At 53.4% G+C, this 12384-nt stretch carries 14 protein-coding genes; 9 read left to right on the top strand and 5 right to left on the bottom strand.

Annotated features, from left to right (window positions below):
• Positions 1-13 precede the first annotated feature (13 nt).
• The 7 genes from HOL66_10125 to HOL66_10095 all read left to right on the top strand — a co-directional run bounded on the left by HOL66_10125 (position 14) and on the right by HOL66_10095 (position 6609).
• Positions 14-574, top strand: a complete 561-nt coding sequence (locus HOL66_10125) for a J domain-containing protein (protein MBT5244594.1) — start codon at positions 14-16, stop codon at positions 572-574.
• A gap of 90 nt (positions 575-664) precedes the next feature.
• Positions 665-1672: a cobaltochelatase subunit CobS gene (gene cobS / locus HOL66_10120; protein ID MBT5244593.1), complete on the top strand. Its 1008-nt coding sequence runs from the start codon at positions 665-667 to the stop codon at positions 1670-1672.
• A gap of 4 nt (positions 1673-1676) precedes the next feature.
• Positions 1677-3554: a cobaltochelatase subunit CobT gene (gene cobT, locus HOL66_10115; GenBank protein MBT5244592.1), complete on the top strand. Its 1878-nt coding sequence runs from the start codon at positions 1677-1679 to the stop codon at positions 3552-3554.
• An 87-nt stretch (positions 3555-3641) separates the two neighbouring features.
• Complete coding sequence (locus HOL66_10110) at positions 3642-4574, top strand: exopolyphosphatase (protein ID MBT5244591.1); 933 nt, start codon at positions 3642-3644, stop codon at positions 4572-4574.
• A gap of 85 nt (positions 4575-4659) precedes the next feature.
• Positions 4660-5025: a response regulator gene (locus tag HOL66_10105; GenBank protein MBT5244590.1), complete on the top strand. Its 366-nt coding sequence runs from the start codon at positions 4660-4662 to the stop codon at positions 5023-5025.
• A 22-nt stretch (positions 5026-5047) separates the two neighbouring features.
• A complete protein-coding gene (locus HOL66_10100) occupies positions 5048-5857 on the top strand; it encodes a protein-glutamate O-methyltransferase CheR (GenBank protein ID MBT5244589.1) in 810 nt (269 codons plus the stop codon).
• A 98-nt stretch (positions 5858-5955) separates the two neighbouring features.
• Positions 5956-6609, top strand: a complete 654-nt coding sequence (locus HOL66_10095) for a pyridoxamine 5'-phosphate oxidase family protein (GenBank protein ID MBT5244588.1) — start codon at positions 5956-5958, stop codon at positions 6607-6609.
• Here the strand turns inward: HOL66_10095 and HOL66_10090 are convergent.
• Both HOL66_10090 and rpmB read right to left on the bottom strand, forming a co-directional pair.
• On the bottom strand, positions 6606-6773 hold the full coding sequence (locus HOL66_10090; GenBank protein MBT5244587.1) for a hypothetical protein: 168 nt from the start codon (positions 6771-6773) through the stop codon (positions 6606-6608). The genes HOL66_10095 and HOL66_10090 overlap by 4 nt on opposite strands.
• A 94-nt stretch (positions 6774-6867) precedes the next feature.
• Positions 6868-7161, bottom strand: a complete 294-nt coding sequence (rpmB, locus tag HOL66_10085) for a 50S ribosomal protein L28 (protein MBT5244586.1) — start codon at positions 7159-7161, stop codon at positions 6868-6870.
• Between the two features lie 192 nt (positions 7162-7353).
• Here rpmB and HOL66_10080 point away from each other — a divergent pair, with 192 nt between their 5' ends.
• Positions 7354-9570, top strand: coding sequence for an NADP-dependent isocitrate dehydrogenase (locus HOL66_10080; protein MBT5244585.1), 2217 nt, complete (start codon positions 7354-7356; stop codon positions 9568-9570).
• Positions 9571-9613: 43 nt separating this feature from the next.
• On the opposite strand, the gene HOL66_10075 is transcribed toward HOL66_10080, so the two are convergent.
• From HOL66_10075 to HOL66_10065, 3 genes are all read right to left on the bottom strand, one after another.
• Positions 9614-9865, bottom strand: a complete 252-nt coding sequence (locus HOL66_10075; GenBank protein ID MBT5244584.1) for a hypothetical protein — start codon at positions 9863-9865, stop codon at positions 9614-9616.
• Between the two features lie 68 nt (positions 9866-9933).
• Positions 9934-11148 (bottom strand): NADP-dependent isocitrate dehydrogenase, encoded by a 1215-nt coding sequence (locus tag HOL66_10070; protein MBT5244583.1) that lies wholly within the window; start codon positions 11146-11148, stop codon positions 9934-9936.
• Between the two features lie 23 nt (positions 11149-11171).
• Positions 11172-11756, bottom strand: coding sequence for a TIGR00730 family Rossman fold protein (locus HOL66_10065; GenBank protein ID MBT5244582.1), 585 nt, complete (start codon positions 11754-11756; stop codon positions 11172-11174).
• A gap of 165 nt (positions 11757-11921) precedes the next feature.
• On the opposite strand from HOL66_10065, the gene HOL66_10060 reads away from it, so the two are divergent.
• Complete coding sequence (locus tag HOL66_10060; GenBank protein ID MBT5244581.1) at positions 11922-12383, top strand: cytochrome c; 462 nt, start codon at positions 11922-11924, stop codon at positions 12381-12383.
• Position 12384 lies beyond the last annotated feature (1 nt).

Genomic DNA, 12384 nt, shown 5'->3' with positions numbered 1-12384 from the left:
ACACTCATCGAGCATGTTCGGAGAAGTCCCCGAAGTGCAGCCTGATGCGCGTGCCTGCGACTGGCCTGATTGCGATGGGGTCGGTGAACACCGGGCGCCCCGGTCGCGTCAGGACATGAAGAGTTTTCACTGGTTTTGCATGGAGCACATTCGCCGCTACAACAAAGCCTGGAATTATTACGATGGCATGAGTGACCGACAGGTTGAAGAAGACCTCCGCTACGATACAACGTGGAACCGACCTTCCTGGCCTTTTGCCGGGGTTGAGAAAGACCTAAATTTCAAGGGGCCAACCCCGGATATAGATGATTTCGGTGGCGCCTTCAGCCAATCTGGGGAAAGCGAAACAGAGGCTGGCGCTTCCCAGCGTCACCAACCCGATACACCGGAAGCTGAAGCGATGGCGGTCCTCGACCTGACACCACCGGTAACCCTTGAAATTATCAAGCGGCGCTATAAGGAATTGGTCAAACGCTATCACCCCGATGCCAACGGCGGGGACAAGGCGGCCGAGGAGAAATTCAAGCAAATTTCCCAAGCCTACGCTACCTTGAGCGCCGATACGGCAAGCTGAGTACCCCTGAACAACAAAATCCGTTGACGCAGTGCCCTTTCGGCCTTTACCAATCACTACAAGACGACATAAATCATTGGAATTTTAGATATGAGCACCGCCCCAACAACGCCTACGGGTGAAACCAGCTTCCCACTGAGTGAACCGGATATTTCCATTTCCGTGCGTCAGGTTTTCGGTATCGATAGTGACATTGAGGTCCCCGCCTTTAGTGAAGGCGAAGAACACGTCCCCGACGTCGATCCCACCTACCAGTTCGACCATGACACCACGCTCGCCATTCTGGCAGGTTTCGCCCATAACCGGCGGGTCATGATTCAGGGTTATCACGGGACCGGCAAATCGACCCATATCGAACAGGTGGCGGCAAGACTGAACTGGCCATGCATCCGCATTAACCTGGACAGTCACATCAGCCGTATCGACCTGGTCGGTAAGGACGCGATTGTTTTGAAGGACGGAAAGCAAATCACCGAATTCCGTGAAGGCATTCTGCCCTGGGCATTGCAACACCCGACGGCGCTGGTTTTCGACGAATACGACGCCGGTCGCCCCGACGTGATGTTTGTTATACAGCGGGTGCTCGAAGTCGAAGGTAAACTGACCTTGCTTGACCAAAACCGGATTATTCGGCCAAACCCGTATTTCCGGCTGTTTTCGACCACCAACACCATCGGCCTTGGTGACACCACCGGGCTTTATCACGGCACCCAGCAAATCAACCAGGGGCAAATGGACCGTTGGAACATTGTCGCGACCCTCAACTACCTGCCTCATGATGACGAAGTTGATATCGTCATCGCCAAAGTTGCGACCTACAACTCGCCCGAAGGCCGAGAGAAAATGAGCGCCATGGTCGAACTGGCGGACCTGACCCGGCAAGGGTTCATCAATGGTGATATTTCGACGGTCATGTCGCCACGGACGGTTCTGACGTGGGCTGAAAATGCCGATATTTTTGGTGACCTGAAAGTCGCCTTCCGCCTGACTTTCCTAAACAAATGTGACGAGATGGAACGTCCCGTCGTTGCCGAATACTATCAACGCTGCTTCGGCGAGGAATTACCGGAATCCGCCTTACAGGCGACGGTTCTTTAAGGTTATGAATTGGAGCGAGACTCCATCTGAACAGGTCAAGCGGGTCACTGCGGCGACACTAAAGGCCATTGCCGGAACGGCCGAGGTCGAGGTCGCCTATTCAGCAGGGAACGAAGCAAAGGTTGCCACCAGTGGTGCCACCGTGCGCCTGCCCACCCCTCCTGAAAGCGCTGTTTCCGAAAGCGACATTACCCGCCTGCGCGGGGCGGCTGACGCCGTCGCCCTCAGGCTTCGCTACCATGACAGCGGCCTCCACCAGCGCTGCCGTCCGCAGGGAAGCGACGCAGCCAAGGTTTTCGAGCGGGCTGAACAGGTTCGCGTTGAATCCTTAGGCTTTAGGCGTATGCACGGTGTTGCAAAAAACCTGAAGGCGATGCTGGACACCAGATGCCAGGCTCATGCCCCCGAACCGGGCACCGATGAAGGTCAACCCGACGCCCTGCTGGCGGAAGCCATTGGTCTGCTGGTTCATCAGAAATTGACCGGTGCCGATTTGCCCCCTTCGGCCGCCCCCATTCTTAAACCGTGGCAGCAATATATCGACGATCATATCGGTCCTCAAATTGAAAGCCTTGGCGATGCCATTGAAAACCAGGAAGCCTTTGCCAGCGCCTTGAGTAAAATGATCCGCGATCTGGAACTGTTTGACGAGGATGATACAGAGCCCGAAGAACAACCCGAAGATGGTAGCGATCCCAACGAATCCCTGCCCGAAGAATTGCCCCAGGATCAGGACCGGGACAGCCGCAGGGAAGCCGAAATGGAAGACGGCATGGGCGAGGTCGAAGAAGGTGCCGCCGATGCAGGCAGCGATGGCGAGGAAGGTGAGGAAGAAGGTGGAGAAGAACCCGCTGGCCCCAGCGATCAAAGCGACCAGTGGCCAAGTAATGAAGCAGGCGGATCCCCCTATCATGCCTATTTCACCGCCGCCGATGAGGTTGTCGTTGCCGAAGACCTGTGTGAACCCGAAGAATTAAACCGTCTTCGCGCCCAACTCGACCAGCAACTCTCGCGCTTGCAGGGTGTTGTCTCGCGCCTCGCCAACCGTTTGCAGCGTCGCTTGATGGCCAAACAAACCAGATCCTGGGAATTTGATATGGAAGAAGGCATCCTCGACGCCGGGCGTCTGTCCAGGGTCGTCACTGATCCTGTCCATCCGTTAAGTTTCAAACAGGAAAGCGATATCCAGTTTCGCGATACCATCGTCACCCTGCTGATTGATAATTCGGGCTCCATGCGCGGTCGCCCGATCACAGTTGCAGCAATGAGTGCTGACATTTTGGCCCGAACCCTTGAGCGCTGCGGCGTCAAGGTCGAAATTCTTGGCTTCACCACCCGCGCGTGGAAGGGTGGACAAACCAGGGAAAAATGGGCCGAAGACGGCAAGCCCCCAAACCCCGGTCGCCTCAATGATTTACGTCACATTATCTACAAAGCCGCCGATATACCCTGGCGGCGGGCGCGGCGAAACCTGGGCCTGATGTTGCGTGAAGGGCTGCTCAAGGAAAACATCGACGGCGAGGCCCTGATGTGGGCCCACAACCGCCTGCTTGGCCGCAGCGAACAGCGCCGCATCCTGATGGTTATTTCCGACGGTGCCCCCGTCGATGATGCCACTTTGTCGGCCAATGCCGGAAATTACCTGGAAAAACACCTGCGCGACGTCATCGGCTGGATTGAAAGCCGCTCCAACGTCGAACTGACGGCAATTGGCATTGGTCATGACGTCACCCGTTATTACAAACACGCCGTGACAATTTCCGACGCCGAGGAACTGGGTGGCACAATGATGCAAAACCTGACCGATTTGTTCGACGAAGATCATAAAGGTTCTTTTACCGCTCAGTCCCGAAATGGCGGACATAGAAGCAGCCATTGGTAATTGAATAAAGATGTCAATGGAGCGTTGTCAGGTTGCGTTTGTAAGGCTATGTTTTACGCGTTTATTGTTTGAGGAATAGGGACTTCGATGTCTGATAAAAAATATCGCCTGATCACCCGGGCTGATTTCGACGGTGTCGTTTCGGGAGGGTTGTTAATCGAGCTTGAAATGATCGATGACATCCTGTTTGTCGAACCCAAAGACATGCAAGACGGCAAAATCGCCGTTACCGAAAATGACATCACCACCAACCTGCCTTACGTCGAGGGGGTTTACCTGTGCTTCGATCATCATCTTAGCGAAACCATCCGGGTTGGTGAAAAAGAGAACCTGATTATCGACCCTGACAAACCTTCTGCGGCGCGGGTTGTCTACGAGCATTTTGGTGGTCAGGAAAAATTTCCCGGCATTTCAACCGAACTGATGGACGCTGTCGATAAGGCGGACTCGGCTGATTACACCGAAGAGGACATCCTCGCCCCTGGCCCCTGGACATTGCTTAACTTCATGCTTGACCCCCGTACAGGGCTTTCAAAGTTTGCCGAATTCAGCATTTCCAACGAACAGCTGATGAAAGACATGATGCAATACTGTCGCCATCATCCAATCGAAGAAATCCTGAAAATTCCCGATGTTGAAGAACGATTGCACATATACGAATACAACGAGGAATTTGCCGAACTGCAAATCAGGCGGTGTGCATCGGTTTATTCCAAACTGGTAGTGGTCGATCTTCGCAAAGAGGAAATCCTTTTTCCCGGCAACCGGTTCACAGTCTACGCGGCATTTCCGGCCTGCAATATTTCTATTCAGGTCTTACCCCACGCTGATGATCAATCACTAACCGTTCTTGCTACCGGCAAATCGATCCTCAACCGCTCATCGAAGACCAATGTCGGGGCGTTGATGCTTGAATACGGGGGTGGTGGCCACAATGCGGCAGGCACCTGCCGGGTGCCAAACGAAGATGTAGAGCGAGTTCTGGGAGAACTGGTCGAACGCATCAAAGCCGACGGCTAGTTCTTTTAATTTTCCAACTCATTTCAATTCTGTCAGGCACCCTTCAGAACGATCTTTCAATATTACCGCCTGAAAAGGAACAACCATGAAAAAAATACTGATCGTAGATGACTCAAAGGTTATCCGCATGGTCGCTAAAAAAATCTTGCAGGAACTGGAGTTTGAAACGGAAGAAGCTGCCGATGGCCAGGAAGCCCTGACAATCTGTAAGACCGCGATGCCTGATGGTGTTCTGCTCGACTGGAATATGCCGGTTATGGATGGCCTGGAATATCTAAAAGCACTGCGTGCTCTCCCCGGCGGTGACGCACCCATCGTTATCTTTTGCACCACTGAAAATGATATCAGCCATATTCAGGAAGCCATTTCCTCGGGTGCCAATGAATACATCATGAAGCCGTTTGACAGCGAAATCATTCAGGCGAAATTTGATCAGGTCGGCCTCCTTTAAGTGCTATGATCGGAAATAGATAATGACACCCGAAGATGTCGACCTGTTTAGCAAAATCGTTAAGGAACGATCCGGGCTGGTTGTTAGTCCCAACAAGGCTTATCTGCTGGAGAGCCGGTTGTTACCGGTGGCCCGCAGGCACGAGTTGGGTGACCTTGAAGCGCTGGCTGCCGCCGTTCGTTCTAGCTCTCCGGAAGCTATCCTCGAAGACATCACCGAGGCAATGACAACCAACGAGACTTTTTTCTTCCGGGACATCGGGCCTTTTGACCGCTTTCGCGAGAACATCCTGCCGCCGCTTCTTGAAAATCGCGCCGCCAGCAAATCGTTGCGCATCTGGTGCGCCGCCGCCTCTACAGGCCAGGAACCCTATTCACTGTCCATCATCCTTATGGAAATGGCCAGCCAACTAGCCGGTTGGAAAGTTGAAATCATCGGCACCGATATCTCCAACGAGGCCCTGAACAAAGCCAAAGCGGGACTTTATAGCCAGTTTGAAGTTCAGCGTGGTTTGCCAATCCAGACGCTTTTGAAATACTTCACTCAAGAAGACGCCAACTGGAAGATCAGCGAAAACATTCGTAAAATGGTCACCTACAAACACTTTAACCTGCTTGATGGTTTCGCCGGTCTTGGCCACTTCGATGTGGTTTTTTGTCGCAACGTGCTGATTTATTTCGAGCAGTCCGACAAGGCCCAAATACTCGACAGAATTTGCAAGCAAATGCCTGCCGATGGCAGCCTGTTTCTGGGCGGGGCGGAAACGGTTATCGGTGTCACCGATAAATTCAAGCAAGTTCCAAACCTGCGCGGCGTCTATTCGCCTGCTTAAGAGCACTGGCCCCATAAAATCATCAAAAATGGACCTTTCAACCGGTCTGCTTTTCAAGCATTTTTTTATAAACAACCTTGGGAAGGGGACAAACAGTCATGACCAGTTATCAACCGGGAACGCGCTCGAAGCTTAAACGGGCCCATCAACGTGCCGCATATGATTTTGAAACCGTCCATGCCGCCTTTGACTCCATGCCCATGTGTCACGTGGGTTTCGTCATCGACGGCCAGCCTTATGTGACGCCGACCATTCAATGGCGCAAGGGCAACCACCTGTACTGGCACGGCTCAAGCGCCAGTCGGATGATTAAATCCCTGAAAGACGGTGCGCCCGCCTGTGTTACGGTCAGCCAGTTTGACGGTTTCGTCATGGCCCGCTCGCCATTTCATCACAGCGTCAATTACCGCAGCGCCATGGCCTTTGGCACTTGTCATGCAATTGAAGGACGCGATGAAAAGGAACAGGCCCTGTTCGACATGTTTGAACACCTGTTCCCCGGTCGCTGGGAAGACGTTCGCGGCAATACCGAAAAAGAATTGAAAGCGACCACGGTGATCGTCATGGAAATCGAGGAAGCCGCCTCGAAAATTCGTAACGAACCACCGGTTGATGATGAGGAAGATTACGATGAAGTTGATTGCTGGGCTGGCGTCTTGCCAATTGTCAGTAAGTTTGCCGCCCCCGAAGATGATCCAAAACTAAGGCAGGGCATTGCTTTCCCTGATTATCTTAAAGGTTTTCTGCCCTAATCTTTATCGGCATTAAAGGCGTACCACATAATAAAACCAAGGTGCGGTAACAACAGCCGTAAAAACCAGGCGAAAACATCACCGTCTTCGCTTATCGCATACAGGCCAAAGAGAACGCTGAGAACGGCGTAGACAATCCATATTCGTTTGATAGTTCGGGACATAGAGCACCATACCTGTTCTGTGGCCTAAAAAAAACAAGGCCCACCAATTGGCAGGCCTTGTTTTTTATCTGGGAAACTTGGGGCGGTCGTTAATTTATGCCGCAGCCTTTTCCATCGCCTTTTTAACCTGGCGCTTAAGAACGACAGCTTCCGCCGTCAATTTTGTGTTGGAGGTTCCAAGCAAAAACTTGTCCAGACCACCATTGTGTTCGATTGTACGGAGGGTCTTGGCTGCCAGGCGCATACGCACCTGTTTGCCAAGAACGTCGCTCAAGATCGAAACGTCCTGCAGGTTTGGCAGGAAGCGCCGGCGTGTTTTGTTGTGAGCGTGACTGACATTGTTGCCAGCCTGAACGCCTTTGCCCGTTAAATCACAGCGTCTTGCCATCGGATCGATCCTAAATTCAAATATTAAACAGGAGCGCGGTTTTTAAGGGATTGCGTGGTGCCCGTCAAGGGGAAACGTCCTTTTATGACGACAACGGGACGGACTGACGCAGGTCATTTGTATTGTCCCTTAAAATGGCATAAAACGTCCCCTACATTAATGACTGCAAGCCCCCCCAAGGAGTCTAAATACATGCCTGACATTATTTACACCAAGGTCGATGAAGCACCGCAACTGGCCAGCGGCTCGTTGCTGCCGATCATTCAGGCTTTTGCCAGCGCCGCCGACATCGATGTCGACACCCGCGATATTTCACTTGCCGGAAGGATTATCGCCCATTTCCCTGAAAAACTGACCCCCGAGCAGCACCAGAACGATGATCTGGCCGAACTGGGCGCGTTGGTTAAGACACCGGGGGCCAACGTCATCAAACTGCCCAATATCAGCGCCTCCATTCCCCAGCTTGAGGCCGCGATCAAGGAATTGCAGGCCCAGGGATATGACATTCCCGACTATCCGCAATCAGCCCGCAACGACGCTGAGCAACAAATTCAGGCGACCTACGACAAAGTCAAGGGCAGCGCCGTCAACCCTGTCCTGCGAGAAGGTAATTCCGACCGTCGCGCGCCGCTGGCCGTCAAGGCGTTTGCCCGCAAAAACCCTCACCGCATGGGGAAATGGGCCACGGATTCTAAAACCCACGTATCGTGCATGAGCGAAGGCGATTTTCGGTCCAACGAGAAATCGGTGACCATATCGGGGCCATCGGTTGGCGATTCCCGCATTGAATATGTCGATGGCAACGGTGAGATCACCGTCTTGCTGGAATCATTGCCCTTGATCGAAGGTGAGGTGGCTGACGCCACCGTGATGAGCGTCAAGGCTTTGCGCGCCTTTTACGCCGAACAAATCGCCGATGCCAAGGCAAAGGGTGTCTTGTTCTCACTGCATTTGAAAACCACCATGATGAAGGTCTCCGACCCGGTTATTTTCGGCCATCTGGTCAGTGTGTTCTTTAAAGAGGTCTTTGATAAATACGCCGATACCTTCGCCACGATTGGCGTTGATGCCGATAACGGCCTTGGCGACCTTTATGCGAAAGTTGAAACCTTGCCAAATGATCAAAAAGAGGCGATTAAGGCCGACCTTGCGTCCTGCATGGCAAACCAGCCGGAACTCTACATGGTCAATTCCGACAAAGGACTGACCAATCTTCATGTCTCCAGCGATGTCATCGTCGACGCCTCCATGCCGGCCATCATTCGTGCCGGTGGCAAGGGTTGGGGCCCCGATGGCAGCGAGGCCGATACCAAATGCGTGATCCCCGACAGCAGCTACGCCGGTGTTTATGATGCGACCATCAGATTTTGCATTGAAAACGGCGCCTTTGATCCGGTCACCATGGGCAGCGTTCCCAATGTCGGGTTGATGGCGCAAAAGGCCGAAGAATACGGCTCCCACCCGAAAACATTCAAAGCCCCCGGTAGCGGCGTGATTCGCGTTATTGACGCAGGCGGTGAAACCCTGCTCAGCCACGACGTCGAAAACGGTGATGTGTGGCGCATGTGTCAGGCCAAGGACGCGCCGATCCGCGATTGGGTCAAGCTGGCGGTGAACCGTGCCCGGGCGACTGGCAGTCCGGCCGTGTTCTGGCTCGATAAAAACCGCGCCCATGACGCCCAAATGATCAAGAAGGTGGAAGCCTATTTGCCCGATCACGACACCAGTGGCCTTGAAATCCATATTATGTCACCGATCGAAGCCACCCGCTTCTCGCTTGAACGGATCATCAAAGGCGAGGATACAATTTCCGTCACCGGCAATGTGTTGCGTGATTACCTAACCGACCTGTTCCCGATTATGGAAGTCGGCACCAGCGCCAAGATGCTGTCCATCGTGCCGTTGATGAACGGTGGCGGCCTGTTTGAAACGGGGGCCGGTGGCTCGGCTCCGAAACATGTTCAGCAATTGGTTGAAGAAGGCCATTTGCGCTGGGATTCGCTTGGCGAATTTGCCGCCCTCGGCGCTTCGCTTGAACACCTGAGCACGGTCACGGGCAACAAGAAAGCCGCCACGCTCGGCAAGGCGCTTGATGCAGCGACGGAAAAACTGCTCGACAACAACCAGTCTCCATCACGAAAAGTAAACGAGATCGATAACCGTGGCAGCCACTTCTACATCGCCCTGTACTGGGCACAGGCCCTGTCCGAACAGGACGCGGACGCGGAGTTAAAAGCCCACTTCGCACCCATCGCCGAACAATTGGCGGCGAACGAGGCGGCCATAACCGAAGAACTCCTGCAAGCCCAAGGCGCACCCGTCGACCTGGGCGGCTACTACCACGCCGACCCAACAAAAGTCACCGCCACCATGCGCCCCAGCACTACGTTGAACGGGATTATTGGCTAGCCCGATATAAACCGTCACCCCGGACTTGATCCGGGGTGACGGTTTACCGGGAATTTTCGTGGGTTTTCCATTTTCTGAAGCGCACCAAATATAACAGAAGGCCCGAGCCAACGAAGGCTGCCGGGATCATGGCGGCGGTTCCGTATTGGGGAAAGATCAGCAGGGACAAATACCCGCCAATAAAAGCGCCAAGGGTGCTGAAAATAACGTGGCCAATAAGGCCCGAAACGGCGTCCTTTACGTACATGGCGACCATCCACGAAATGAAGTTCCCGATGCATAGAATAATGGCCACGTTTACCCAGTGCACCTAGAACCCCTCTCCATGATTGGATTTCATGTTCAATAAAAGACTGTCAGGCCTCACCCCATCGCCTTTTGTAAATTCTCGTCCAGTTTGGCGAGGAAGTTCTGGGTTGTCATCCAGCCTTGTTCGGGGCCGATCAGGAGGGCGAGGTCTTTGGTCATGTAACCGGCCTCGACAGTTTCAATGCAGACTCTCTCAAGCGCTGCGGCAAAATCCGTAACATCAGGCGTGCCGTCGAATTCACCGCGGTAATGCAGGGCGCGGGTCCAGGCAAAGATTGAGGCGATTGGGTTGGTCGAGGTTTCCCTTCCCTGCTGGTGCAGGCGAAAATGACGGGTGACGGTGCCGTGGGCGGCTTCGGCCTCGACACAATCGCCATCGGGGGTCATCAAAACCGATGTCATCAGCCCCAGCGAGCCGAACCCTTGGGCGACGGTGTCAGATTGCACATCGCCATCGTAGTTTTTGCAGGCCCATACATAACCGCCTTCCCACTTCATGGCGGAGGCGACCATGTCGTCGATCAGGCGGTGCTCGTAGATAATGCCGGCTGCTGCGAACTTGTCCTTGAATTCGGCATCGAAGATTTCCTGAAACAGGTCTTTGAAGCGCCCGTCATACTTTTTCAGGATCGTGTTCTTGGTCGACAGATACACCGGCCAGCCCAGATTTAGGCCGTAGTTCATGCAGGCGCGGGCGAAACCGCGAATGGATTCATCCAGGTTATACATGGACATGGCGACCCCACCTGCCGGGAAATCAAAAACGGTGTGTTCGGTTGGTTCACTTCCATCGGCCGGGGTAAAGGTCATGGTCAGGGCGCCGGGCCTGTCGACAACCATATCGGTGGCCCGGTACTGATCACCAAATGCATGACGGCCAATGACGATGGGTTTGGTCCAGCCCGGCACCAGCCGGGGCACATTGCCGCAGAGGATCGGCTGGCGAAAAACCGTTCCGCCGAGAATGTTGCGGATGGTGCCGTTGGGCGAGCGCCACATTTCCTTCAAACCAAATTCTTCGACGCGTCCTTCATCAGGCGTGATGGTGGCGCATTTGACACCGACGCCATATTGCTTGATGGCGTTGGCGGCATCAATGGTGATCTGGTCGTTGGTTTCGTCACGTTTTTCAACCGACAGGTCGTAATATTTAAGATCGACATCAAGATAAGGCAAAATCAGCTTGTCCTTGATGAAAGCCCAGATGATGCGGGTCATTTCATCACCGTCAAGTTCGACGAGCGGGTTCGCGACCTTGATTTTTGCCATGACGGCCTTCTCCAACAATAAATCTAAAGGTGACTGGTCAGGACTTCGATATCCGGCTCGGGGGCCGCTGCAAGCGCGTCGAAAACCTTGTCCACATCATCGACGACGCTAAACAGGTCGGCGATGCCGTGATGGCCGTAACCACTATCGACAACGGACTGAACGAGTTCCAAAAGCGTCCGCCAGTATTGATTGATGTCGACCAGCACAATCGGCTTCCTGTGTTGTTGCAACTGCTTCCATGTAATCATCTCAATGGTTTCGTCAAGGGTTCCCAGACCACCCGGAAGAGAAACAAAGCCGTCTGACTTTTCAAACATCAGGGCTTTTCGCTCGTGCATACTCTCAACAACGATCAGTTCACTAAGGCCCGGATTGCCGACTTCAAAATCCTGAATGAATTTCGGCATAATGCCGGTGACATGGCCGCCGTTTTCCAGGGTTGCGCGGGCGACAATACTCATCAGGCCGATATCGCCACCGCCATAAACCAGGCCAATGCCACGATCGGCAATGGCGTGACCAAGGCGCCGGGCAGCGGTTTCATGGGCCGGATCAAGACCGGCCCGCGATCCGCAAAAAACGCAAAGGGTTGATATTTCAGTCATCCTTATAAAATACTCCTGCCCAGTAGAATGTCCATGACTGTCTTGATAGCCGGTCACTTGTTTGTTATTGGCGACAATAAAGCTTGTTTTGAAGCGGCGAAAAAGGTGAAATTCTACTCACCAACGGGAAAGTGTACTCAAAACCTAAATTAAGGGTAAATTCAAATGACCATATCCATTCGCAGTGTTTTTTATGCCGCTATTGCAGCCGTACTTCTGAGCATCGGCCTGGGACAGAGCGCCCACGCCGACAGCCATGAAATCAAATTCCGCCAGTCGGTGATGAAAGCGGTTGGCGGCACCATGGGCGGACTGGCCGCTGTCCTGAAAGGGCAAGCCTCTTCCAGTCACGCAGACCCGCTTGCCCACACCATGTATGAGATATCTAAAGTCGTTCCACATATCTTCCCGAAAGGTTCGGATTTCGGCGAAACCGGAGCCCTTTTGACGATTTGGGAGAAACCTGCTGACTTCACCATGGCCGTCGCTGCTTTCCAGGCTGCTGCTTTGAATTTGTCGAAAGTTGCCCACGATTTCGACATGAGCACCTTTGGCCCGGCCTTCGGGGCGCTAGGTAAATCGTGCAAAGGCTGTCACGAAAATTTCCGTAAGAAAAAAGAGAAGTAAC

Source organism: Rhodospirillaceae bacterium (assembly GCA_018662005.1).
Taxonomy (GTDB): Bacteria; Pseudomonadota; Alphaproteobacteria; order Rhodospirillales; family JABHCV01; genus JACNJU01.
The sequence above is the reverse complement of the archived record's forward strand: the minus strand, read 5'-3'. Positions and strand labels throughout refer to the sequence as shown.

Excerpts from the sequence above, each read along its gene's own strand:
- HOL66_10125 (MBT5244594.1), top strand. The coding sequence starts at position 14 with ATGTTCGGAGAAGTCCCCGAAGTGCAGCCTGATGCGCGTGCCTGCGAC.
- HOL66_10110 (MBT5244591.1), top strand. The coding sequence starts at position 3,642 with ATGTCTGATAAAAAATATCGCCTGATCACCCGGGCTGATTTCGACGGT.
- cobT (MBT5244592.1), top strand. The coding sequence starts at position 1,677 with ATGAATTGGAGCGAGACTCCATCTGAACAGGTCAAGCGGGTCACTGCG.
- cobS (MBT5244593.1), top strand. The coding sequence starts at position 665 with ATGAGCACCGCCCCAACAACGCCTACGGGTGAAACCAGCTTCCCACTG.
- HOL66_10105 (MBT5244590.1), top strand. The coding sequence starts at position 4,660 with ATGAAAAAAATACTGATCGTAGATGACTCAAAGGTTATCCGCATGGTC.
- HOL66_10070 (MBT5244583.1), bottom strand. The coding sequence starts at position 11,148 with ATGGCAAAAATCAAGGTCGCGAACCCGCTCGTCGAACTTGACGGTGAT.
- HOL66_10095 (MBT5244588.1), top strand. The coding sequence starts at position 5,956 with ATGACCAGTTATCAACCGGGAACGCGCTCGAAGCTTAAACGGGCCCAT.
- rpmB (MBT5244586.1), bottom strand. The coding sequence starts at position 7,161 with ATGGCAAGACGCTGTGATTTAACGGGCAAAGGCGTTCAGGCTGGCAAC.
- HOL66_10100 (MBT5244589.1), top strand. The coding sequence starts at position 5,048 with ATGACACCCGAAGATGTCGACCTGTTTAGCAAAATCGTTAAGGAACGA.
- HOL66_10090 (MBT5244587.1), bottom strand. The coding sequence starts at position 6,773 with ATGTCCCGAACTATCAAACGAATATGGATTGTCTACGCCGTTCTCAGC.
- HOL66_10060 (MBT5244581.1), top strand. The coding sequence starts at position 11,922 with ATGACCATATCCATTCGCAGTGTTTTTTATGCCGCTATTGCAGCCGTA.
- HOL66_10065 (MBT5244582.1), bottom strand. The coding sequence starts at position 11,756 with ATGACTGAAATATCAACCCTTTGCGTTTTTTGCGGATCGCGGGCCGGT.
- HOL66_10080 (MBT5244585.1), top strand. The coding sequence starts at position 7,354 with ATGCCTGACATTATTTACACCAAGGTCGATGAAGCACCGCAACTGGCC.